The following is a 22,594-nucleotide window of genomic DNA, read 5'->3' on the forward strand; positions in this document are numbered from 1 at the left end:
TCGCGTTCTCGCCCCCTGTCTCGATGGGACAGGGGGCGAACGCGTTCAAAGGCTGGCTTCGGCCACAGCCTCGGCCGCTTCCGCAGCCCGTGCTGCTCCAGGCGTTCGCACGAAGAACGCGGCCACCACTGCGGCGAGCGAGAGCACAGCTCCCACGGTGAACGCGAGGGCGATACCGGATGCCGTGGCATCCCGCACACTTGAGCCCGCGTCACGCAGAGCGCCGCTGCGCACCGACATCACCGCGACGAATAGTGCAGTGCCCGCTGCACCCGCGACCTGCTGCACGGTGCCGATGATGGCGCTGCCGTGCGAGTAGAAGCGCTCGGGAACTGCGCCGAGACCGGCCGTGAAGAGCGGCGTGAACAAGAACGCCAGCCCAACGCTCAACACGATGTGCGCGCCGAGCAGGTACCAGGGCGAGGTGTGCGCGCCGACGAAGGCGAGCATCCAGAGCGCCGCGCTCACGGCAACCGCTCCCGGAACCAGTAGCCGCGCAGCCCCGAACCGGTCGTACAGCCTGCCGACTAGCGGCGCGAGCAATCCCATGATGAGGCCGCCGGGCAGCAGGAGCAGTCCGATGAACAGCGGGTCGAGCCCGAGAACCTGCTGCATGAAGATAGGCAGCAGGATGATGGTGCCCAGCAGCGCCGCCATGCTCACGGCCATCAAGACGATCGACACCGAGAACACGGAAGAGCCGAACGTGCGCAGATCGAGCAGCGCTCGGTCACGTCTTTGCAGCATGAGCTGCCGCGTCACGAACGCGAGCAGCGCGATGCCGCCGATGACGAACGCGATCACCATCAGAGCAGCGCCGTCCGTCGCGCCCTGCTCCGTCGCGCCGATACGACTGAGGCCGTACACCAGGCCGCCGAAGCCGAACACAGAGAGCACGACCGAGAGAACGTCGATCGGCACCTGCGCGGGCGTCGAGACGTTCCGCACCCGCCACGCCCCGACGAGCAGCATCGCCACCGCGATGGGCAACACGAACCAGAAGATCCACCGCCAGGCGAGCACGCTGAGGATGACGCCGGCGATCGTCGGACCGATGGCAGGCGCGACGGAGATGACGATCGAGACGTTGCCCATCGTGCGTCCACGCCTCGACGGCACGACGACCGTCATGATCGTCGTCATCAAGAGCGGCATCATGATCGCCGTGCCCGACGCCTGAACGACCCTCGCAGCCAGCAGCACTCCGAACATGGGTGCCGTCGCTGCGATGAGCGTTCCGGCGCTGAAGAGCGTCATGGCCGCGATGAACATAGCCCTGGTGCTGAAGCGCTGCAGCAGAATGCCCGTGATCGGAATGACGATCGCGAGCGTGAGCATGAAGGCGGTGGTGAGCCACTGACCAGCGCGTGCATCCACGTGGAAGTCGCGCATGATGTCGGTGATCGCCACCGACATGATCGTTTCGTTGAGGATGACGACGAACGTCGCCACGAGCAGGAGCCAGAGCACCCGGGAGTCGCGCTGAGTCGTGTCGCCGGAGCCTCCGACGACTGCGGGCTGTGCGGTCATCGCGCCAGCGTAGCGAGCACGTGCGACATTCGCCGGTTCGATACCCTTTCCTCGTGCTGCAACCGAGGCGACTACATGCGTGAACCCAAATGGCGTGAGACCGGCGAAGACCCCGACTACCGCTTCTCGCTCGCCAATGAGCGCACGTTCCTCGCCTGGATCCGCACAGCACTCGCGATCCTCGCCGGCGCCGTTCTCCTCGAAGAGTTCTCCGCCAAGATCGGCCCGCACTGGGTCATGGTCGTGCTTTCCGTCGTGCTCGGCGCACTGTCGGCCGCACTCGCGGTCATCGCCTACCTGCGCTGGCGCGGCAACGAGATCGCCATGCGCCAGGGGCGACGACTGCCGTTGACCGTGGCCGTGCCGCTCATCGCCGCGGTCGTGCTCGCGGTCGCCGCCGTTCTCACCGTGCTCATCGCCGTCTACGGACGATGACCGCCACCTCTGCGCGCGACCCCGGACTGCAGGGCGAGCGCACCGCGTTGTCCTGGTCGCGCACGTGCCTCGCGCTGGCGGTCAACGGTCTGCTCGCGCTGCGCAACGGTTGGGCCAGTGGCACCGTTGTGCTCACGGTGACGGGCGTCGTTCTGCTGCTCGTGGCATCCGCGTTCGTGGTCTACGGCAACCTGCGCGGCCGAGCGCTTGCCGGCAACGGACGGCATCACGACCGGCCTCCCCAGGCAGCGCCCGCCGTGCCGTTCGCGCTCCTGGCGCTCGCCACCCTTCTGGCCTGCGCGACGGGAATCGCCTCGATCCTCATCGACCGCTAGCGGGCATCCGCCGCCTCTGCCCGCCCGCCGCAGGTGTGAAGCTCCGCGATCTATGCGGCGCCGTCGAACATCGAGGTGACCGAGCCGTCCTCGAAGACCTCGTGGATCGCGCGCGCTAGGAGCGGCGCGATCGGCAGCACGGTGAGTCCCGGGAATCGCTTGCCTGCTGCCACCGGGATGGTGTCGGTCACGACGACCTCGTCGATCGAGGCATCCTGCAGACGCTCGGTGGCCGGGTCGCTGAACACGGCATGCGTCGCAGCCACGATGACACGCTCCGCTCCGTTCGCCTTGAGCGCCTGAGCTGCCTTGACGATGGTGCCGCCGGTGTCGATCATGTCGTCGACCAGCAGGCACACCCTGCCGCTGACCTGACCGACGATCTCGTTCACGGTGACCTGATTGGCCACGTTCGGATCACGTCGCTTGTGGATGATGGCCAGCGGCGCGCCCAGGCTGTCCGACCACTGGTCGGCGACGCGCACGCGCCCGGTGTCTGGCGACACCACGGTCAGCTGTTCCCTGTCTCGCGGCGAGAGCGTGCGCTTGAAGTACTCGAGCAGCACTGGCTTGGCGAACAGGTGGTCGACCGGGCCGTCGAAGAAGCCCTGAATCTGCGCGGCATGCAGATCCACGCTCATCACGCGGTCCGCCCCCGCGGTCTTCAGCAGATCGGCCACGAGCCTGGCGCTGATCGGCTCGCGACCCCTGCCCTTCTTGTCCTGTCGCGAATACGGATAGTAAGGGGCGACCACGGTGATGCGCTTCGCGGAGGCGCGCTTGGCGGCATCCAGCATGATGAGCAGCTCCATGAGCCACTCGTTGACCGGGGGGCCGAACGACTGGATGAGGAACACGTCGCAGCCACGGATCGAGACCTCGAACCTCGTCAGGATCTCGCCGGATGCGAAGGTGCGGTACTCGGTCGGCACGATCTGGGTGCCGAGTGCCTCGGCGACCTCGTGGGCGAGGTCCAGGTGGGAACGGCCCGCCGCCACCACGAGCCGCTTCTTGGTCTTGGCGACGATACCAGGAGCTATGCCGCGTTCCCGATCGAGATCAACCGTCTTGTCTTTGCGAGCCATCGTTCGCTTCCTGTGCGGACCTGGCACGCTGCGCGACCTCGGCGGCCGCCGTGCCCGGTCGGTTCTTCTCGACCCATCCCTCGATGTTGCGCTGAGGGGCGACACTCAGGGCCAGCGCACCGGCTGGGACGTCCTTGCGGATGACGGCGCCGGCACCGGTCTTCGCGCCGTCTCCGATCCTAACGGGCGCCACGAACACGTTGTGCGACCCGGTGTGCACCTCGTCGCCGATCTCGGTGCGGTGCTTGGACAGGTCGTCGTAGTTGGCGGTGATGGCTCCGGCACCAAGGTTGACCCCTCGACCGATGGTGGTGTCACCCACGTAGCTCAAGTGCGGAACCTTGCTTCCCTCGCCGATGTGCGAGTTCTTCGTCTCGACGAAGGTGCCGATCTTGCCGCTCTCGTCGAGAACGGTTCCGGGCCGCAGGTACGAGAACGGGCCAACGGATGCGCGCGCGCCGATCACAGCGAGCGTCGCGTCGGCGCGCTTCACGGTCGCCCCTTCGCCGACCTCGCAGTCGACGAGGGTGGTGTCGGGGCCGATCACGGCATCCTTCGCCACGACCGTGGCACCCTTCAGCTGGGTGCCGGGCAGGATGGTCACGTCGTTCTCGAGCTTCACGGTGAGGTCGATCCACGTCGTGGCCGGGTCTTGCACCGTGACGCCGTTCAACTGCCATCCGCGGACGATGAGCGCGTTGAGCCGCGCTCCCGCCTCGCTGAGCTGTGCCCGGTCGTTGATGCCCTCGGCCTTCCAAGCCTCGGCGAGCGGCACCGCCTGCACCTCGCTGCCCGCGCGGCGGAGCAGTTCGATCACATCGGTCAGGTACTTCTCGCCCTGCGCGTTGTCGGTCGTCACGTTCGCCAGCTGGTCGCGCAACGCACTAAGGCCGAAGACGTAGACGCCTGCGTTGATCTCACCGATCTCGTGCTCCTCAGGCGTGGCATCCTTGTGCTCCACGATGCGGTCGAGTGAGCCGTCGTCGTTGCGCACGATGCGCCCGTAGCCTGCCGCGTCAGGCACCATGCTGCTCAAGACGGTGGCGGACGCCCGGCTGCCGCGGTGGCGACCGACGAGATCGTTCAGGGTGTCGGCATCCAGCAACGGAACGTCGCCGTTGAGCACGAGCACATCTCCCGCGAAACCCTCGGGCAGCGCGTCAACGGCCTGCTCGACGGCGCGACCCGTGCCCGGCACCTCGTCCTGGTCGACGATGACCGCGGATGGCAGATCACCGCTGATGACCTCGGAGAGCCGGTCCCGTTCGTGGCGCACGACTGCGAGAACGACGGCCGGCTCGAGCGCGCTGGCCGTTGCGAGCACGTGGCTGACGATCGGCGCACCTGCCAACTGGTGCAGCAGCTTCGGCGTCGCGGACTTCATGCGGGTGCCCTGGCCCGCGGCGAGCACGATGATGGCGAGATTCGGATCGGTCACCGTACAAGTATTCCCGACGCTCGCTGCCGCCGGGCCCGCCGCTCTGTAGCCGGCGATCCCCGCCGCTCTGTCGGCGACGAGCTCCGCCGCCAGGACTCGAACCTAGACCTAACAGCTCCAAAGGCTGTCGTGCTGCCATTACACCACGGCGGATCGCGCCATCCAGTCTGCCAGAGTCACGCTGCCCTCCGGCACGCCGCCGCCGCCGGCTCGTCGTGCTCGGCTCGTCGCGTTCGGGAAGATCCGGGAGCGCGAGTTCGCCATCCTGAACGGCTGTCCGGCCCGCTTAGGCCTGCGCCTGGCCGGATGCCTTGCGCACCAGCTCCGCGATGCGCTGCTCCACCTCTGGCGTGAGCACGTTCAGGGCGTAGTAGATGGGCCACATGTCGCCGTCGTCGAGCTTCGCCTTGTCGCTGAAGCCGAGCGTTGGGAAACGGGCCTTGAACTTGCTCGCGGGCTGGAAGAAGCAGATGGTGTCGTTCCCGACCGCGTAAGCAGGCATCCCGTACCAGGTCTTGAGTGTGAGACCCGGTGCTGCAGCAACGATGATCTCGTGCACCCTCGTGGCCGTCGAGCGATCCGGCTCGGGCATCGCCTCGATCTTCTCGAGCAGGTCGCGCTCGCCGTCTTCCTGTGTGGCCTTTCCGCCACGCTTCGCGGTCTTCTTCAGCTCCTCCGAGTACTCCTTCAGTGCCGCGCGCTCATCGGCAGTGAACGTTGGCTTCGTCGATGTCTTCTCTGTTGCAGCCATGACAGCTCTCCTCGTGCTTTCGATCTTTCCGGTGAATTTTCCTCATGGTAGGCAGCGGCCGTGCGCGAGAGCTTCTTCGAAACTGCTCCATCCACGCTCGATAATGGTGGGATGCCGGAGCACGCTGATGAGGTCGACCGGATCGTCGACGCCTGGAAGCGTGAGCGTCCGGATCTGGACTTCGCGCCGCTGCAGGTGCTCTCCCGGGTCGACAGGCTTTCGAAGCACCTGGACCGTGCCAGACGCGGCGCATTTGGACGCTCCGATCTTCAGCTGTGGGAGTTCGACGTGCTCTCCGCGCTGCGCAGGGCCGGCTCGCCCTATCAGCTGAGCCCGAAGGCGCTGCTCACCCAGACGCTGGTCTCATCCGGCACCATGACGAACCGCATCGACCGGCTGGTCGAGCGCGGGCTTGTCGAGCGGCAGACCGATCCCCACGACGGGCGAGGCATCCTCGTGCGCATGACCCAGCAGGGGCTCACGCGAGTGGATGCCGCGATCACCCGACTCGTAGACGCGGAAGCCGAGCTCTTGCGCACGTTGGCGCCCGCTGACCAGAACCGGCTGGCGGCTCTTCTCCGCAAGCTCAGCCTCGACTTCGACTGAGTTCGTCTGTGGCGCTCGTCGGCGCTTGCGTTGCCCCTCACGGTCGAGTGTTGCACGGGAATCGAGGCGATTCGTTCCCTCACCTGCCGTCCCGCCGGATATGGCTCGGTTGCTCGATAGTCGAGGGCAGAATGGGCGAATGGTCAGTCCCCGCGTCTTCGAACTCCGCACGTACTACACGCATCCAGGCAAACTGCCGGATCTGCAAGCCCGGTTCCGCAATCACACAAGGGCATTGTTCGAGAAACACGGCATTGAGAACGTCGGATACTTCACGCCGGCCGATGGGCAGGCGCAGAACACTCTCGTGTACCTCCTCGCGTATCCGAATCGAGAGGCGGCGACGGCGTATTGGGACGCGTTCGCGAGCGACCCCGAATGGGTCGCCGTGAAGGCCCGGTCCGAAGAGAACGGGCCGATCGTCGACCATCTCGAATCGGTCTTTCTCAGCCCGACGGACTTCTCGGCGCTCAATTGACCAGCGCGAAGAAGCAGGACGTAGCGCACCGACGCCCGAGGAGGGACCGAGCTTCCACGTAGAAGGAGCAACGGCTGCGCGGAGGATGCCTTCGCTGCGGGAGCAGTAACATCCGGCCATGGGAACCGTGAGTGGCGTGCCGGATCAGGCGGAGCCGCATTTTGATGTACCGCAGCAGGTCACACCGTTCTCCGAGCTGGGCACCCCGATCGAGCACTGGCCGTGGTGGGCCCCTGCCGGCTGGGTGCTCGTGGCCGCGACGAGCCTGGTCTTCTACGAGTCATGCTGGCGCTTTCCCCGCTTCTCATTGCTGCGATCGTGGGCCGCCGGCTCTGGCGCAGGACGCTGCGCTACCGCCGGTCGCCGGCCGATCTACGCGTTGCCATCGTCGGTGCCGGGTGGAGCGGCCTGCAGTGCCTTCAGCGCTTCAACGAGATCGGGGTTGAGCAGGTAGACGTATTCGAGCGTTTCAGCGATATCGGGGGCACGTGGAGCCCGCATCTGCGTTACCACGGGCTTCAGATCCACGGCAGCATGACTGTCACGTCGTTCGACGGGTTTCCATACAGTGACGACCCCGACGTGCAGCGAGGCAAGGTCATGGCGGAAGAGGTGGAGCGCTATATCCACCGCTTCGCCGACGCTCGAGATCTGACGTCGCGCTGCCAGCTCAACAGCACGGTGCAGTCGCTGGATTACTCGTCTGCAAATCGCACGGCGACGTTGACCGTCACCGACAGCCGCACGGGCGAAGAACGGTCCGCCGGCCCATACGACCTTGTGATCTGGGCGTCGATGGCGGCCGTCGGTTCGATTCCCGAGCTGCCTGGCGCGGAGGAGTTTCACGGGCGACAGCTGCACACGGTGTCGTACTCCGATGCAGAGTTCGATCAGATCATGCGCGATAAGAAGCGGGTCGTCGTGGTCGGCGCCGGCAAAGGGGCTTGTGACGTCGCGCTGAGCCTTCGACGCGCCGGCTATGAGAACTTCACGTGGCTGATGCGCAGACCGTACCTGTTCTACAAGTACGAAGCATTGCTGCACGATGCGTCACCGATGAACAAGGTCCGTGGCCTCACCTATTTGGCGACCGTGCTTTTCACCGGTGTCTCGCGGCGCTTCGGGGCCATCCTGCACTGGTCGTCGGGTCACCTGCACTCGCTTGGGCGTCCGCACACCGACTTCACACGATTCCACGGCGGGCTCCTTTGTCCGACTCAGCGTCGAGAGCTCCGCGATGTCCCTTACACGATTGGCAACCCTGTTCGTTTTCAGGAAGACGGCCTCGTTCTCGAGGACGGCACCGAAGTGCCGGCTGACCTCGTCATCTGGGCAACTGGCAACAGCACCGGCATCGACACCCTGCAACTGAGGAAGGACGGGAGCGCCTTCACCTTGAACCCGAAGGCCAAGCTGTACAACCATTTCGTTGTTCCGGACCTCCCCGTGCTCGCCTCCTCGACCGCACTGTGGACGACCTTCGGTCCGATGCGTGCCACGAATGCGGCCGACTTGGCCGTCTATCACCTAGCCGTACGCAAGGAGCGCTCGCAAGGGCAGATGCACAGGGCCGCGCAACGGCAGATCAGCCGGAACAGCATCCTGCACTCGTTCATCTGGGCGCACGACGCGTGCTGGCTGCAGCTGTGGGTGCATTTTCACATCGACCTGGTGCTGCAGGGCATAACTCCGGTGGAGGCCTTCTTCAAGCACGCCTTCGAAGTCTTCGTGCTCGGGAAAGAGACGCCGCTGCGATTCAACCTGCTTCCGTCCGGGCGCCCCGCTGCACCTGCTCGGCGTGGTTTCAAGCCGCCAACTGCCTCTGCAGACGTGCCTCGGGGCTCCGAGTAACGCGGGCTTCTGACGGCGCACCCCGCTGCCCAACTGCTTTCGCTTGGAACTGCGCCCATCCGCCCCGGTCGCAGTTCATGGGGCCCGTGGGCGAAGCGCACACGAGTCCCTTCCCCTCAGCCACGGGATGATGCAGCTCAGCTGACGACGAGCGGCGCGAGTTCGCGCTCGGCCCAGGCGCGGAACGTCGTCGGCGACGCCGTCTGCGCGGTGCGCGTGACCGCGTTGTCGAGCCCAGCGTTCTTCGCCGACATCATCCCGACCATGCCGTCCGCCATCGCCGGCGACGCTCCGCGCGCGAGCAGCCCCGCGCGGAACGTGTCGAGGTCGATCTGTGTGTACTCGATCGGACGCGCGAGAACATCGGACAGGATCGCGGCGACATCGGACATCGATAGGTCTTCAGGCCCTAGCATCGGGCGATCCTGCCGACCCGACCACGATCGGTCGACGAGGAGGTCGGTGATGACGTCCGCAATGTCGTCGACGGCGACCATGGGAACTTTGAGGTCGGGACGCAGCACGCCGGTGAGGCTGCCGTCGCGCAGCGCCGCGACATCGTTGAGGATGTTGTCGAAGAAGCCCGGCAACGTGATGGCGCGGAACGCGGCGCCGGTCGCTGCGAAGAGGTCCTCGACGGCGAGGCCGTGGCGCACAAGTCCCGATTCGCCTGGGACGCCTCGTCCGAGGTTCGACACCGCGACGACGTGCCGCAACTGATGGCGGCGCACCGCTTCGGCGGCAGGCCGGGCGAGTTCTTCCATGCCGTTCTCTAGTGCCTCGGCACGCCAGGGAGGCGGCGTCAGCCAGAACAGCGCGTCGGCGCCGGTCAGTGCCGCATCGATCACCGCAGAATCGCCGTGCGATCCGACGACGATCTCCGCGCGGCTGGTGGTGTCGGCGGGAAGAGCGTCGGGATTGCGGGCGATGACACGCACGGGCTCATCGGCGCGGAGGAGCACTCGTTCGAGAACGCGGCGGCCGATGCGGCCGGTAGGGGTGGTGAGAACGATCATGAGTTCACTCTCGGGGTCGCCGATGCACAGCGTCCAATACCTTCTCGGGACGTCCGATACCCTCAGGGCATGGATCTCGACCTTCGCAAACTGCGCTATTTCGTTGCGGTCGCCGAGGAGCTCCACTTCGGGCGCGCGGCCGAGAAACTCCTCATCGCGCAGCCCGTGCTGTCTCGGCAGATGATGGCGCTCGAGCGCGAGATCGGCGTCGGGTTGCTCGACCGCTCGGGCCGCCGCGTTGCCCTCACCCCGGCGGGCGAGCGGCTGGCCGACGAGGGCCGCAGACTGCTTGCTTCTGCGACGTCGGCAGTCCGCCGCACCCATCAAGCGGCCCGCGGTCTCGACCGCATCGTGGTCGGCTTCGCGCCCGGCTTGCGCGTCGCGCCCGCCGTGGCTGCAATCGGCCAGGTGGCGCCTGAGCTGGATGTCGCCCTGATCGAACTCGTTTGGTATGAGGGCGCCGACGCGGTGCGCGACGGTCGAGCAGACATCGCCGCGGTACGTGAACCGTTCGATGCCGACGGCCTGGTCAGCGTGCCGCTCGGCGCCGAACCGAAGCTCGCCGTCCTCGCTGCGCACCATCGCTTGGCCGGAAAGCGGCGACTGCGGCTGAGTGACCTGGAAGGCGAGGGCCCTTTCGAAGCAGACCGGCGCTGCGCGGGAATCGAGGGAACGGTGGAGCTTGCGGCATCCGGCCGGGGCGTCGCGATGCTGCCGCGCAGCGTCGCCACCCTCTACGCACGCCCGGGTCTCGTGTTGCGCCCGATTGTCGACCGTGAGCAGCTCGGCATCCGGCTCGTACGGATGTCGGCCCCGCACGACCGCGTTCGCGAGCTCTTCCAGGTGGCAGCAGAAGCGCTTGGTGCATCGCGATCCGACGACAATGGCAATGGTCGAGGCATTGCCGCCAATTCTCCTTGACCCCTGAGCGTTTCGTATGCCGACAGCCGCTCGCGGTAAATGCTGTAGCGCCAGGGATCCGCGTTCTCGCGGAATCAGTGCACGAGCATCAGTACCGCGTCGCTGAACGCCGCGGGGTCTTCCTGCGGCGGGTTGTGCCCGACCCCTGGCACCACGACACGCTGGAAGGAGCCAGAGAAGTAGGACGCGTGCTCGGACGAGTCAGGCAGACAGCTGACAGCCCGCGCTACGCCCGGGAGTTCATGGGGCGCATGGGCGAAGTGCACACGGTTCCCCAAGGCAGGCTCGATAGCGTCGGCTTCGTGACCACCGTCGACTCAAAGCGCCACGGATCCCCGCGGCCGCTGCTCAGCCCGCGCACCCTGGAGCTGCTCGAGCAGGCGGACAGCGGAACGCTCTCCGATCTCACCGCCCTGCGCGACGAGGTCGAGCGATTCCTGATGCGCTACCGATTCGGGCTCTCCGAGGTCGAGACGAAGCTCAACATCCTGCGCGACGAGTTCAACCTGACGGCGGGCTACAACCCGATCGAGAGCATCTCGTGTCGGGTGAAGACCATGGAGGGCGTGCTCGAGAAGGCCGCACGCAAGGGCATCGACCTCGATCTCGAGGCCATCAAGGAAGGTCTGTCGGACATCGCTGGCGTTCGCGTGATCTGCAGCTTCGTCAGCGATGTGTATCGCATCGTCGAGCTGCTGACGTCGCAAGACGACATCACCGTGCTCCTGGTGAAGGACTACATCGAGCATCCGAAGCCGAACGGGTACCGCAGCCTTCACGTCATCCTCGAGGTTCCCGTGTTCCTCTCCGGCGGCCCAGAGCAGGTGCGCGTCGAGGTGCAGTTCCGCACCATCGCCATGGACTTCTGGGCGAGCCTGGAGCACAAGACCTACTACAAGTACGACGCGCAGGTTCCCCAGCATCTGATCGACGGCCTCACCGAGGCGGCCGAGACCGCAGCCCACCTCGACGCGACCATGGAGCGGCTGCACCTGCAGGTTCGCGGCCACGAGCCTCCCGTGCGCACCATGCGCGTGTAGCATCGAGCGGATCGCCATGACCGCAACCGTCTTCGCCGCATCGCACGGCACCTCATCCCTCGACGGTCAGGTGGCCGTACGCCGTCTCGTTGAGCAGGTGGCGGCATCCCTTCCGCTGCGCGTCGTCGGATGCCACGTCGACGTCGAGCAGCCGGATGTCTCGACCGCGATCGCGCAAGCGCCAAACACCGAGCGGGCCGTGATCGTGCCGCTGCTGCTGTCGGCTGGGTACCACGTCTTCGTGGATCTCGCCGAGACGGCGGACTCCTCCCCCGTGCCGGCGCAGGTCTGCGCGGCGCTCGGCCCCGACGAGCGCCTGGTCGAGGTGCTCGCCCTGCGCCTGGCCGAGGCCGGCTACCGGGCGGGCGCCGGCGTCGTGCTCGCCGCCGCCGGTTCGAGCGACCAGCGTGCCGTCGACGACTGCCTTGCCACAGGCAGGATGCTCGCCACCCACCTTTCGACGCCCGTCACGGTCGGCTTCCTGTCGGCCGCAACGCCGTCGCTGGCCGACGCGGTCGCGCAGGCGCGAGACGCAGCCCCCGACGTGCCCGTCTTCACCGCCACCTACCTGCTGGCGCCGGGGTACTTCCTCGACCTCGTGCGCCGCGCCGGTGCCGACCACGTTGCCGCACCCCTGTTGACTCCGGACTCCACGCCGCAGCAGCTGGTCGACATCGTCGTCGACCGAGCCTCGGCCGTCGTGCAAAACCCCTAAGTGCGCCAAGCGCAACCACGTCACGAAATGTGACGCCGTGTGTACGGCTGTTGCGTCGGCATCGCGATGCCCGGCCGGCGAAACGTAGCGTGAACGCGACATCCGTCTCGCCCCTTCGTCTGCTTTCGGGGCATCCATCAGCGAGGTGAGCATGACGTCAGTGGAATCGCGCCCGGCCAGGCTTGTGCGTCCGCCACGCACCGGTGTGCCGAACGGGCAGTGGAAGGTCGACGGTCGCGCGCCGCTGAACGGCAACGAGGAGCTCAAGCAGGCCGACGACGGCCTCAACGTGCGCGATCGCATCGAGACCGTCTACGCCAAGGGCGGTTTCGACAGCATCGACTCGGGCGACCTGCACGGCCGCTTCCGCTGGTGGGGCCTCTACACCCAGCGCAAACCGGGCATCGATGGCGGGCGTACTGCGACGCTCGAACCCGAGGAGCTCGAGGACCGCTATTTCATGATGCGTGTGCGCATCGACGGAGGCGCCCTGACGACGCAGCAGTTGCGGGTCGTCGGCGAGATCTCGCGTGAGTTCGGTCGCGACTCGGCCGACCTCACAGACAGGCAGAACATCCAGCTGCACTGGGTGGAGATCGAATCGGTGCCGGAGATCTGGCGCCGGCTGGAGGCCGTCGGCCTGCGCACGACCGAGGCGTGCGGCGACGTGCCGCGCGTCATCCTCGGCAGCCCGGTCGCCGGCATCGCGGCGGACGAGATCATCGACCCAACACCCGTGATCGACGAGATCTCGCGTCGTTACATCGGGAACCCGGAGTTCTCCAACCTGCCGCGCAAGTACAAGACGGCCATCACCGGGCATCCGAGCCAGGATGTCGTGCACGAGATCAACGACATCGCCTTCGTCGGCGTCGTGCACCCGCAACTCGGGCCCGGTTACGACCTCTGGGTCGGCGGCGCACTGTCGACCACGCCAAGACTCGGCGAGCGCCTCGGCGCGTTCGTCACCGAGGAGCAGGCGGCAGATGTCTGGGAGGGCGTCACCTCGATCTTCCGCGACTACGGCTACCGCAGGCTGCGGAACAAGGCCCGGCTGAAGTTCCTGCTGGCCGACTGGGGTCCGCAGAAGTTCCGCGAGGTGCTCGAGCGCGAGTATCTCGGGTTCGAGCTCGCCGACGGGCCGGCTGCTCCCAAGCCGGCAGGTCCCGGCGACCACGTCGGCGTGCACTGGCAGAAGGACGGCAATCACTACATCGGCGTCGCACCCACGGTCGGCCGGCTCTCAGGCACCACCCTCGTGGCACTGGCCGACGCCCTCGAGGCGCACGGCTCGCACCGGCTACGCACGACGCCGCACCAGAAGCTCGTGGTGCTCGACGTGGCCGGGGACCAGGTCGAGCCACTCATCGCGCGGCTTGATGAGCTCGGACTGTCCGCCAGGCCGAGCCCGTTCCGGCGCTCGACCATCGCCTGCACGGGTCTGGAGTACTGCAAGCTGGCCATCGTCGACACCAAAGACACCGCGACGGATGCCATCGCGGCGCTCGAGGGACGGCTCGCCGGTCTCGAACTCCCGCACCCGATCAGCCTGCACATCAACGGATGCCCCAACTCGTGCGCGCGTATCCAGACCGCAGACATCGGCCTGAAGGGGCAGCTCATCACCGACGAGCACGGCGTTCAGGCGCCCGGGTTCCAGGTGCACCTGGGCGGCGGGCTCGCCTCCGACACCCGTGAGGAAGCGGGTCTCGGCAGAACCGTTCGCGGACTCAAGGTCACCTCAGAGGACCTCGTGGACTACGTCGAGCGCATCACCAGACGCTGGGTCGGCGAACGGGCCGACGATCAGACCTTCGCCGAATGGGCGTTGTCGGCCGACGAGGAGGCACTGCGATGACGTCAGAGATCGCACCGACCACGGGTGTACGCGTGGCCAAGCGCGAGGAGCCCGAGCTACGGGCGCTCGCCGAGCGTGGCGCGGCCGAACTCGGGTCGCTCACCGAGCACGAGGCATCCGCGGCAGACGTGGTCGCCTGGGTGGCCGAGAACGTGCCCGTCGGAGCCGCGGCGGTGGCCTGCTCCATGGCCGACGCGGTGCTGCCGCATGTCGTTGCGCAGTCGCTGCCCGGTGTCGACGTGCTGTTCCTCGACACGGGATACCACTTTCTCGAGACCCGCATCACTCGAGACGAGGTCGCCAGAACGCTCGACGTGCGCCTGGTGGACGTGCTGCCGGAGCAGACCGTTGCACAGCAGGATGCCGCGCACGGCAAAGACCTCTTCGCCCGCGACCCTGGACTGTGCTGCCAGCTGCGCAAGGTGGCGCCGCTTGCGAAGGCGCTCTCCGGCTACGAGCTCTGGTTCACGGGTGTTCGCAGGGACGAGTCTCCGACGCGCACGAACACACCGCTCATCGACTTCGACGAGCGGCACGGGCTGATCAAGGTGAACCCGCTCGCTGCGTGGACCTTCGACGAGCTGCTCGATTACGCGGGAGAGCACTCGGTGCCGCTCAATCTGCTGCTCTCCAACGGGTACCCGTCGATCGGCTGCGAGCCGTGCACGAAGCCCGTCGCCCCTGGTGAGGATCCGCGGTCAGGCCGCTGGGCCGGACTCGCGAAGACGGAATGCGGGATCCACCTATGACCGCGACAGAGCTGACCGCGACGGAGCCGGCTACGCCAGCGCCGGCCACGCCGGCGCCCGCCACCACAGCGCCCGCCACCACAGAGCCGAGCGCGGTGAATCTCGTTCCCGCATCCGGCGTCGACAGCGCGCTCGACGTGCTGGAGAACGAGGCGATCCACATCATCCGCGAGGTGGTGGCCGAGTTCGACCGGCCGGTCATGCTGTTCTCGGGCGGCAAGGACTCCGTGGTCATGCTGCACCTTGCCGCCAAGGCGTTCTGGCCGGCGCGCATCCCGTTCCCCGTGTTGCACGTGGACACGGGCCACAACTTCCCCGAGGTGCTCGAGTTCCGCGACGCGACGGTCGCCCGCCTCGGGCTCACGCTCGAGGTCGCGAACGTGCAGGACTACATCGACGACGGCCGCCTGTTCGAGCGCGCAGACGGCACCCGCAACCCGCTGCAGACGGTTCCGCTGCTCGACGCCATCCGTGACAACAGGCACGACGCGGTCTTCGGCGGCGGGCGGCGCGACGAAGACAAGGCGCGAGCCAAGGAACGCATCCTGTCGCTGCGGGACGAGTTCGGTCAGTGGGACCCGCGCAACCAGCGACCTGAGCTCTGGAACCTCTACAACGGCAGGCACACGCCTGGCCAGCACGTTCGCGCGTTCCCGATCAGTAACTGGTCGGAGCTCGACGTGTGGCGCTACATCGAGCGCGAGAACATCGAGCTGCCGACCCTCTACTTCGCGCACGAGCGTGAGGTCTATTGCCGCGACGGCATGTGGCGCGCCGTATCGCCGGTGTCTCCGCCGCGCGACACCGAGGCCGTCGAGGTGCGCACGGTGCGCTACCGGACCGTTGGCGACATGTCGTGCACGGGCGCTGTCGAATCGGACGCCTCAGACGTGGCATCCGTCGTGCGTGAGGTCGCGGCATCGACGCTGACGGAGCGCGGTGCGACCCGAGCAGACGACCGCATCAGCGAGGCCGGCATGGAAGACCGCAAGAAGGACGGGTACTTCTGATGCGCGCACTGTTCCGTTTCGCCACGGCCGGCTCGGTCGACGACGGCAAGTCGACGCTCGTGGGTCGCCTGCTGCACGACTCCAAGTCGATCCTCGCCGACCAGTGGGATGCCATCGCCCGCGTGAGCCAGGAGCGCGGCTTCGGCGGCGGCGAACGCGTCGACCTTGCTCTGCTCACGGACGGCCTGCGGGCCGAGCGGGAGCAGGGCATCACCATCGACGTCGCCTACCGCTACTTCGCAACCGACAGGCGAAGCTTCATCCTCGCCGACTGCCCCGGGCACGTGCAGTACACGCGCAACATGGTCACCGGCTCCACCACGGCGGATGCCGTCGTCGTGCTGATCGACGTGCGCAAGGGTGTGCTGGAGCAGACCCGTCGGCACCTCTCCGTCGTGCAGCTGCTGCGCGTTCCGCACCTGGTGGTCGCCGTCAACAAGATCGACTTGGTCGGCTACGACGAGTCCGTGTTCCGTGCCGTGGAGCGCGACGTGCTCGCGGTAGCATCCAGCCTCGGCCTCGAGGACGTCATCGTCGTTCCGGTGTCGGCGCTCGAAGGCGACAACGTGGTGAACAAGTCGCCCAGCACACCTTGGTACGACGGCCTTCCGCTGCTCCAGCTGCTCGAGAGCCTCGAGGTGATCGACGAGGTGGAGAACACGCTGGCGCCGTTCCGGTTGCCGGTGCAGACCGTCATCCGTCCGCAGGGTGCACTGGCACCCGGGCTCGACGCGGATGCCTTCCACGACTACCGCGCGTTCGCGGGGCAGGTGGCGTCCGGTTCCGTCCGGGTGGGCGACGAGGTCACTGTGCTGCCCGCGGGCATCCGCACCCGGGTGACCGCGATCGACATCGCGGGGCGCAGTCTCGAGACGGCTGTCGCCTCCCAGTCGATAGCGCTCCGACTCGCGGACGAGATCGACGCGGCGCGAGGCAGCGTCATCGTCGCAGCAGGAGACGAGCCGTTGCTCGTGCCGGAGCTGACCGCGTCGCTGTTCTGGCTCGACCCGCGCCCGCTCCAGCCTGGAGCACGCGTGCTCGTGAAGTACGGAACCTCGACCGTGCAGGCCATCGTCGCCTCGCTCGAAGGCCGCCGCGATCTCGAAACGCTCGAACTCGAGTCCGCCGAGCGCCTCGAGGTGAACGACATCGGCAGCGCTCGGCTGAGGCTCGCGTCGGCGCTTCCCCTTCTCCCCTACTCCGTGCACCGCAGAGCAGGCGCATTCGTCGTGATCCACCCGCAGGACGGCGCCACCCTCGCGGCGGGGATCGTCACGAACGAACCGAGCACCACCGACACGAGGACAGCAGCATGACTTCACAGCTCTCACGACGTGCCTTCTCACAGCTCGCCGTCGCCGCCATGGGCGCGGCGGTGGTCGGGACGCTCGCCGGATGCTCCGCTGCTGACGCCGCACCGACCGCCTCCGCCGGGAAAGCCGCAGTCAAGGGCACTGCGGCCACGAAGCTCAGGCTCGGATACTTCGACAATGTCACGCACGCACCGGCGCTGGTCGGGCTGCAGCAGGGCATCCTCAAGAAGAGCCTGGGTTCCACCTCGATCACGACGGAGATCTTCAACGCCGGTCCGGCTGCCGTCGAGGCCCTGAGCGCCGGCGCGATCGACGCTGCATTCATCGGGCCGAGTCCCGCCATCAACTCCTTCGCCTCCAGTGGCGGAGAGTCGATCCGCATCATCGCGGGAGCCACGAACGGCGGCGCCGCGCTCGTCGTGGCGAAGGGCATCACGAAGGCATCGCAGCTGAAGGGCAAGACGCTCGCAACGCCCCAGCTGGGCAACACGCAAGACGTCGCTCTGCGTACCTGGCTCGCCAAGCAGGGGTTCACCACCTCGCTCACAGGCGGGGGCGACGTCACCATCACGCCGACGGACAACGCCCAGACCCTCGCGCTGTTCAAGCAGGGCAAGATCGACGGCGCGTGGCTGCCGGAGCCGTGGGTCTCGCGGCTCGTCATCGAGGGCGGCGCGCACGTGCTCGTCAACGAGACATCGCAGTGGACAGGCGGCAGGTTCCCAACCACGGTGCTGGTCGCCAATCAGACCTTCATCGACGCGCACGGGCCGACGGTGAGCGCCCTGCTCAAGGGTCACGCGGCATCTGTCGACTGGCTGAACTCGCACTCGAAGGCGGATGCCGCGACATCCATCAACGCCAAGCTCGTCGCCGACAGCGGGGCGAGTCTCGACAACACCGAGCTGACCAGAGCGCTCGGGCAGGTGACGTTCAGCCTCGACCCGGTCGCCTCGACGTTCGCGCTGCTGCAGAGCCACGCGGTCAAGCTCGGCCTGACGAAATCGGCCGACCTGCACGGCATCTTCGACCTCACCGCTCTCAACACGCTGCTGACGGCCGCGAAGAAGCCCGCGATCTCCCCCGACGGGCTCGGAGTGAAATGACGACCGCACCGCCCGCCATCAGCATCGACGGCCTCACGAAGCGCTTCGGGGCCGGACAACCGCTCGTGCTCGACGGCATCGAGCTGCAGGTGGCGCGCGGCGAGTTCGTGTGCCTGCTCGGGGCATCCGGGTGCGGCAAGTCGACACTGCTCAACATCATCGCCGGGCTCGAACAGCCCACGTCCGGCACGGTGAGCGTGCCAAGCGGGCGCACCGCTGTCATGTTCCAGGACTCGGCGCTCTTTCCGTGGCTCACGGCGCAGCGCAACGTAGAGCTCGCGCTCCGGCTCGGCGGCGTGCCTGCCGGTGAGCGTGTCACCCGTGCGCTCGAACTCCTCGAGCTCGTCAACCTGGCCGACGCGGCGGCGAAGCGTCCGCACGAGCTCTCGGGCGGTATGCGGCAGCGTGTCGCCCTCGCCAGGGCACTCGCACAAGACCGCGACGTTCTGCTCATGGACGAGCCGTTCGCGGCGCTGGATGCCATCACGCGCGACATCCTGCACGACCAGCTGGAGCGCATCTGGCGCGAGACCGGCCGCACGATCGTGTTCGTCACGCATAACGTGCGCGAAGCGATTCGATTGGGTGAGCGCGTCGTGCTGCTGTCATCGCGGCCCGGCAGGGTCGCCAGCGAGTGGCTCGTCGACGACGACCTGCACACCGGGGCCGACGGCGCGGATGCCGCACGCCTGGCCGCGGAGATCACGGAGCGGTTGCGCGGAGAGCTGGTGCGCCATGTCGCTTGAGGTCGACGAGCAGGCCCTCAGCATGCGGCCGCTGCACGGCGCAGATCGCTACGCCCTGGCCGAGGTAGAGGCGGGACTGGACTCCCTGCAGGCCCAGGAGCAGCGCCCGGCACGCTCGTGGCGCCGGGTGACGAGCAGCGTGCTGCTGCCGATCGCACTTCTCGCCGTGCTCGTCGCGGCCTGGCAGCTCTACGTTCTGATCGCTCACCCGCGGCCCGACATCGTGCCGAGCCCCGTGGCGGTCGCCCAATCGTTCAGCGACCTGTGGTCGTCCGGGCGATTCGGCCAGGCGATGCTCACGAGCCTCGAACGCGGCGTGCTGGGCTTCCTCATCGCCGTGGCGGTCGGGACGCCGCTCGGCCTGCTGCTGTCGGAAGTGCCGCTGCTGCGCCGGGCGCTCGGCCCGCTCATCTCCGGACTCCAGGTGCTGCCGTCCGTCGCGTGGGTGCCTGCCGCCATCCTCTGGTTCGGGCTCTCCGACGCCACGGCGTACTTCGTCGTTCTGATGGGCGCTACACCGTCGATCGTGAACGGTCTGCTGTCCGGCGTCGACCAGGTTCCGCCCCAGTTCCGCCGCGTGGGCACGGTGCTCGGCGCATCCCGCTGGCAGCAGGCCACGCTGGTCGTCCTTCCCGCCGCGCTGCCCGGGTACGTGGGAGGCCTCAAGCAGGGCTGGGCGTTCTCGTGGCGGTCCCTCATGGCGGCGGAGATCATCACCACCGGCGGCACGATGGGCTTCGGCCTCGGCACGCTGCTCGATCAGAGCAGGCAACTCGCCGACCTGCCCGGCGTGATCGTGACGATCGTCGGCATCCTCGCCATCGGCATCGTCGTCGAGCTGCTCGTGTTCGCACCGATCGAGCGCCGGATGGCACGCCGACGCGGTCTCGCACGCAGCGCGGGTCAGCGGATCGGCTCCACGGGGAGTCCCCTGTGACGGGAGGTGCGCTGACCGGATCCGTCGCACTCATCGGCGGCGGACCGGGCGACGCGGGACTCATCACATTGCGCGGGCTGGAGCTGCTGCACGACGCCCAGGTGGTCGTCGCTGACCGGCTCGGGCCCAGGTCGCTGCTCGACGAACTGGACGACGATGTCGAGGTGGTCGATGCCGGCAAGCATCCTGGGCATCATCCCGTGCCGCAGAAGGAGATCAACCGCATCATCGTGGAGCACGCCCTCGCGGGGCGGCGAGTCGTGCGGCTGAAGGGCGGTGACCCCTTCGTGTTCGGCAGAGGGCACGAAGAGGTCGAGGCGTGCCAGGCGGCGGGCATCACGGTCGAGGTCGTTCCCGGCGTCACGAGCGCGGTCGCGGTGCCGGCCGCGGCGGGCATCCCGGTGACCGCCCGCGGAGTGGCCAACGGCTTCACGGTGCTCACCGGCCACGAAGACCTCGACGTCGTGCCTGGCGGGAGCGACCACACCGTGGTGCTGCTCATGGGCATCGGCGGTCTGGCTGCCAGCGCCGCCGCACTCACGACCGACAGGCGGCCGACGTCTACCCCGGTCGCGATCATCGAGGATGGCTTCGGCCCACGGCAACGCGTGACGATCGGAACCCTGGGCACGATCGCTGCGGTCGCCGCCCTGGCAGACGTGCAGCCCCCTGCAGTGGTCGTCGTCGGGGATGTCGTCTCCCTACGCCGCGAGAACGCCGGCGGCTAGGACTCGAGCGCGACCACGAGGCCGACGCCGAGCTCGATCGTGAGTTGCTGTCCGAAGAACGGAACGGCCAAGACGGCCTGAGACGCTTATTCGCCGTGGCCTCGGCGAGCTGCCCACTCCGACCGGAGTATGCCCATCAGCACGTTGTCTTCGTACCGCCCCCGCACCCAAGCGTGCTCGCGCTGCCGACCCTCGATCACGAAGCCGGCCTTCTCGTAGGCTCGCAGCGCGCCGAGGTTCGAAGCGATCGCCTCGAGGTGCACACGACGCAGGTTGCAGCGCACGAAAGCGAACTCGACAAGCTGCGAGATCGCCTCGGTGCCGATTCCGTTGCCGCGCGCTCCCGGAGCCAGCGCGATGCCGACCTCCGCGTGGCGAGCGAGTTCGTCGAACCCGAACAACGACGCGCTGCCCACGGCTTCGCCGTCCGCGTCGATCACGAACTGCACGGTGCGCCCGCCCGCGTCGGCACTCCGCCCCAGGCGAGCCTCGAAGGCGCTACGTGTGAGCGGCACCGGCGACGACGGACCCTGCTCCTCCCACGTCTCGAGCTCGGACGCGAGCGCGAACAGCATGTCCAGGTCGGCGTCGGTTCGCGCACGAAGAGTGACGGCAGCGGAGGTGGGCATGCGGCGTACGTTACCGGTTGCTCAAGACGTTGGGAATGCCGGTGGCTTCAGCGGCGCGATACGACTTCCCGTCGTCACCGGCCGATTCGCGCAGGTGCGGATCGCTCCGCCCGTGCGCGTGCGGCATGCGCGAGCACGTCGAGGAGCGACGCAGTGTCGTCCCAGCCGATGCAGGCATCCGTGATGCTCTGCCCGTACACGAGCGCGCCGCGGCCGGCCTCGGTGAGCGGCTGGTTGCCCGGCACCAGGAAGCTTTCTGCCATGACTCCTGCGATGGGGTCGCCCGAGGTGATCTGCTCCGCGAGCTCGCGCAAGACGGATGCCTGCCGCACGTGGCTCTTGCCGCTGTTGCCGTGACTGGCGTCGACCACCACGCGAGGCGTGAGGCCGGCCCGCGAGAGCAGCGCTGCGGCATCTGCAACGCTCGCGGAGTCGTAGTTGGGTGCGCCGCGACCGCCGCGCAGGATGACGTGGCCCGCGTCGTTGCCGCTCGTGGACACGAGCGCCGCTCGGCCGTCGTCGTCGACGCCGAAGAACACGTGCCGCTGCGCCGCAACGGTGCAGCCGTCAACGGCCACCTGCACGTCGCCATCCGTGGCGTTCTTGAACCCGATGGGCATGGAGAGACCGCTCGCGAGCTGGCGGTGGATCTGGCTCTCGGTGGTGCGGGCGCCGATGGCTCCCCAGCTGACGGCATCCGCGATGTACTGCGGACTCGTCGGCTCGAGGAACTCGCAGCCGACCGGCAGGCCAAGCTCGAGGATGTCGACGAGCAGCCGACGGGCCATGCGAAGCCCCTCCGCGACGCGGTGCGTGCCGTCGAGGTACGGGTCGTTGATGAGTCCTTTCCAGCCGCCGGTCGAACGCGGCTTCTCGAAGTAGACCCGCATCACGACGAGCAGGTCGTCGCGGTGCTCATGCGCGACGACGGCGAGCCGGCGCGCGTAGTCGAGAGCGGCATCCGGGTCGTGAACCGAGCACGGTCCGACCACGACGAGCAGCCGAGGGTCGTCACCGCGCAGCACTGCCTCGATCTCGCCCCTGCTTCGCGCCACCAACTCTGCAGCCGCCTGCCCCAGCGGCAGCTCGGCCCGGATCTCGGCGGGCGTCGGCAAGGCCTCGAGGCCCGCGACTCGGGTGTTGGACGTGTTCGGCGTGGACGACGTGCTAGGTGCCGAGGTCGGTGCCGATGCCGTACTCGGAGTGGATGCGGTGTTCATGGTGGTCCTCTCGCTTTCGGCGAGAGGCCTTGGCGCATCCAGTGCCAACCCGCCGGTTAATGACGAAAGGCAGGATCGCAATGATCCTGCCCGTTGG

Annotated in this window: 22 protein-coding genes, 1 tRNA gene and 1 pseudogene; 16 read left to right on the forward strand and 8 right to left on the reverse strand. The window is 67.7% G+C overall.

The window, feature by feature from the left end; genetic code table 11:
- Positions 1 to 45 precede the first annotated feature (45 nt).
- Positions 46 to 1,530 (reverse strand): DHA2 family efflux MFS transporter permease subunit, encoded by a 1,485-nt coding sequence (locus tag ACO2Q7_RS04975; protein ID WP_423354514.1) that lies wholly within the window; start codon positions 1,528 to 1,530, stop codon positions 46 to 48.
- A gap of 75 nt (positions 1,531 to 1,605) precedes the next feature.
- Here ACO2Q7_RS04975 and ACO2Q7_RS04980 point away from each other — a divergent pair, with 75 nt between their 5' ends.
- A complete protein-coding gene (locus ACO2Q7_RS04980; RefSeq protein WP_423354515.1) occupies positions 1,606 to 1,965 on the forward strand; it encodes a YidH family protein in 360 nt (119 codons plus the stop codon).
- Positions 1,962 to 2,300 (forward strand): DUF202 domain-containing protein, encoded by a 339-nt coding sequence (locus ACO2Q7_RS04985; RefSeq protein ID WP_423354516.1) that lies wholly within the window; start codon positions 1,962 to 1,964, stop codon positions 2,298 to 2,300. Before ACO2Q7_RS04980 ends, ACO2Q7_RS04985 begins: the two co-directional genes overlap by 4 nt.
- Positions 2,301 to 2,350: 50 nt before the next feature.
- Here the strand turns inward: ACO2Q7_RS04985 and ACO2Q7_RS04990 are convergent, their stop codons facing one another.
- The 4 genes from ACO2Q7_RS04990 to ACO2Q7_RS05005 form a co-directional block, all read right to left on the reverse strand.
- On the reverse strand, positions 2,351 to 3,385 hold the full coding sequence (locus ACO2Q7_RS04990; RefSeq protein ID WP_423354517.1) for a ribose-phosphate diphosphokinase: 1,035 nt from the start codon (positions 3,383 to 3,385) through the stop codon (positions 2,351 to 2,353).
- Entirely contained in the window at positions 3,360 to 4,823 is a 1,464-nt protein-coding gene (gene glmU, locus ACO2Q7_RS04995; protein ID WP_423354518.1) for a bifunctional UDP-N-acetylglucosamine diphosphorylase/glucosamine-1-phosphate N-acetyltransferase GlmU, read from the reverse strand. Before glmU ends, ACO2Q7_RS04990 begins: the two co-directional genes overlap by 26 nt.
- A gap of 81 nt (positions 4,824 to 4,904) precedes the next feature.
- Positions 4,905 to 4,976, reverse strand: a tRNA-Gln gene (locus tag ACO2Q7_RS05000).
- A gap of 133 nt (positions 4,977 to 5,109) precedes the next feature.
- A complete protein-coding gene (locus ACO2Q7_RS05005; RefSeq protein ID WP_423354519.1) occupies positions 5,110 to 5,574 on the reverse strand; it encodes an iron chaperone in 465 nt (154 codons plus the stop codon).
- 111 nt (positions 5,575 to 5,685) lie between these two features.
- On the opposite strand from ACO2Q7_RS05005, the gene ACO2Q7_RS05010 reads away from it, so the two are divergent.
- From ACO2Q7_RS05010 to ACO2Q7_RS05020, 3 genes are all read left to right on the forward strand, one after another.
- Positions 5,686 to 6,180, forward strand: coding sequence for a MarR family winged helix-turn-helix transcriptional regulator (locus ACO2Q7_RS05010; protein WP_423354520.1), 495 nt, complete (start codon positions 5,686 to 5,688; stop codon positions 6,178 to 6,180).
- 139 nt (positions 6,181 to 6,319) lie between these two features.
- Positions 6,320 to 6,658, forward strand: coding sequence for an NIPSNAP family protein (locus ACO2Q7_RS05015; RefSeq protein ID WP_423354521.1), 339 nt, complete (start codon positions 6,320 to 6,322; stop codon positions 6,656 to 6,658).
- Positions 6,659 to 6,940: 282 nt separating this feature from the next.
- On the forward strand, positions 6,941 to 8,509 hold the full coding sequence (locus ACO2Q7_RS05020; protein ID WP_423354522.1) for an FAD-dependent oxidoreductase: 1,569 nt from the start codon (positions 6,941 to 6,943) through the stop codon (positions 8,507 to 8,509).
- A 137-nt stretch (positions 8,510 to 8,646) separates the two neighbouring features.
- Here the strand turns inward: ACO2Q7_RS05020 and ACO2Q7_RS05025 are convergent, their stop codons facing one another.
- Positions 8,647 to 9,525, reverse strand: a complete 879-nt coding sequence (locus ACO2Q7_RS05025; RefSeq protein ID WP_423354523.1) for an NAD(P)H-binding protein — start codon at positions 9,523 to 9,525, stop codon at positions 8,647 to 8,649.
- Positions 9,526 to 9,594: 69 nt separating this feature from the next.
- Between ACO2Q7_RS05025 and ACO2Q7_RS05030 the strand changes: the two genes are divergently transcribed.
- From ACO2Q7_RS05030 to cobA, 11 genes and pseudogenes are all read left to right on the forward strand, one after another.
- The gene (locus ACO2Q7_RS05030; RefSeq protein WP_423354524.1) at positions 9,595 to 10,446 is read left to right on the forward strand and encodes a LysR family transcriptional regulator; all 852 of its coding nucleotides are present in this window, start codon (positions 9,595 to 9,597) and stop codon (positions 10,444 to 10,446) included.
- A gap of 344 nt (positions 10,447 to 10,790) precedes the next feature.
- The gene (locus tag ACO2Q7_RS05035; RefSeq protein ID WP_423355966.1) at positions 10,791 to 11,486 is read left to right on the forward strand and encodes a GTP pyrophosphokinase; all 696 of its coding nucleotides are present in this window, start codon (positions 10,791 to 10,793) and stop codon (positions 11,484 to 11,486) included.
- Positions 11,487 to 11,502: 16 nt separating this feature from the next.
- Positions 11,503 to 12,201, forward strand: coding sequence for a sirohydrochlorin chelatase (locus ACO2Q7_RS05040; protein ID WP_423354525.1), 699 nt, complete (start codon positions 11,503 to 11,505; stop codon positions 12,199 to 12,201).
- A 151-nt stretch (positions 12,202 to 12,352) separates the two neighbouring features.
- Positions 12,353 to 14,059 (forward strand): nitrite/sulfite reductase, encoded by a 1,707-nt coding sequence (locus tag ACO2Q7_RS05045; protein WP_423354526.1) that lies wholly within the window; start codon positions 12,353 to 12,355, stop codon positions 14,057 to 14,059.
- On the forward strand, positions 14,056 to 14,808 hold the full coding sequence (locus tag ACO2Q7_RS05050) for a phosphoadenylyl-sulfate reductase (RefSeq protein WP_423354527.1): 753 nt from the start codon (positions 14,056 to 14,058) through the stop codon (positions 14,806 to 14,808). The genes ACO2Q7_RS05045 and ACO2Q7_RS05050 overlap by 4 nt, the downstream gene beginning before the upstream one ends.
- Positions 14,805 to 15,818: a sulfate adenylyltransferase subunit CysD gene (gene cysD / locus ACO2Q7_RS05055; protein ID WP_423354528.1), complete on the forward strand. Its 1,014-nt coding sequence runs from the start codon at positions 14,805 to 14,807 to the stop codon at positions 15,816 to 15,818. The genes ACO2Q7_RS05050 and cysD overlap by 4 nt, the downstream gene beginning before the upstream one ends.
- Entirely contained in the window at positions 15,818 to 17,134 is a 1,317-nt protein-coding gene (locus ACO2Q7_RS05060) for a sulfate adenylyltransferase subunit 1 (protein WP_423354529.1), read from the forward strand. Before cysD ends, ACO2Q7_RS05060 begins: the two co-directional genes overlap by 1 nt.
- Positions 17,131 to 18,237 (forward strand): ABC transporter substrate-binding protein, encoded by a 1,107-nt coding sequence (locus ACO2Q7_RS05065; RefSeq protein WP_423354530.1) that lies wholly within the window; start codon positions 17,131 to 17,133, stop codon positions 18,235 to 18,237. Before ACO2Q7_RS05060 ends, ACO2Q7_RS05065 begins: the two co-directional genes overlap by 4 nt.
- Positions 18,234 to 18,983: an ABC transporter ATP-binding protein gene (locus ACO2Q7_RS05070; protein ID WP_423354531.1), complete on the forward strand. Its 750-nt coding sequence runs from the start codon at positions 18,234 to 18,236 to the stop codon at positions 18,981 to 18,983. The genes ACO2Q7_RS05065 and ACO2Q7_RS05070 overlap by 4 nt, the downstream gene beginning before the upstream one ends.
- 22 nt (positions 18,984 to 19,005) lie before the next feature.
- Positions 19,006 to 19,920 (forward strand): ABC transporter permease, encoded by a 915-nt coding sequence (locus ACO2Q7_RS05075; RefSeq protein ID WP_423355967.1) that lies wholly within the window; start codon positions 19,006 to 19,008, stop codon positions 19,918 to 19,920.
- A 17-nt stretch (positions 19,921 to 19,937) separates the two neighbouring features.
- A pseudogene (gene cobA, locus ACO2Q7_RS05080) lies at positions 19,938 to 20,648 on the forward strand (uroporphyrinogen-III C-methyltransferase); the annotation flags it as partial.
- An 86-nt stretch (positions 20,649 to 20,734) separates the two neighbouring features.
- Here the strand turns inward: cobA and ACO2Q7_RS05085 are convergent.
- Positions 20,735 to 21,277 (reverse strand): GNAT family N-acetyltransferase, encoded by a 543-nt coding sequence (locus tag ACO2Q7_RS05085; RefSeq protein ID WP_423354532.1) that lies wholly within the window; start codon positions 21,275 to 21,277, stop codon positions 20,735 to 20,737.
- 74 nt (positions 21,278 to 21,351) lie between these two features.
- Positions 21,352 to 22,497, reverse strand: a complete 1,146-nt coding sequence (locus tag ACO2Q7_RS05090; RefSeq protein ID WP_423354533.1) for a 3-deoxy-7-phosphoheptulonate synthase — start codon at positions 22,495 to 22,497, stop codon at positions 21,352 to 21,354.
- Positions 22,498 to 22,594 lie beyond the last annotated feature (97 nt).

It is taken from the genome of Rathayibacter sp. KR2-224 (assembly GCF_049446075.1).
Lineage (GTDB): Bacteria > Actinomycetota > Actinomycetes > Actinomycetales > Microbacteriaceae > Humibacter.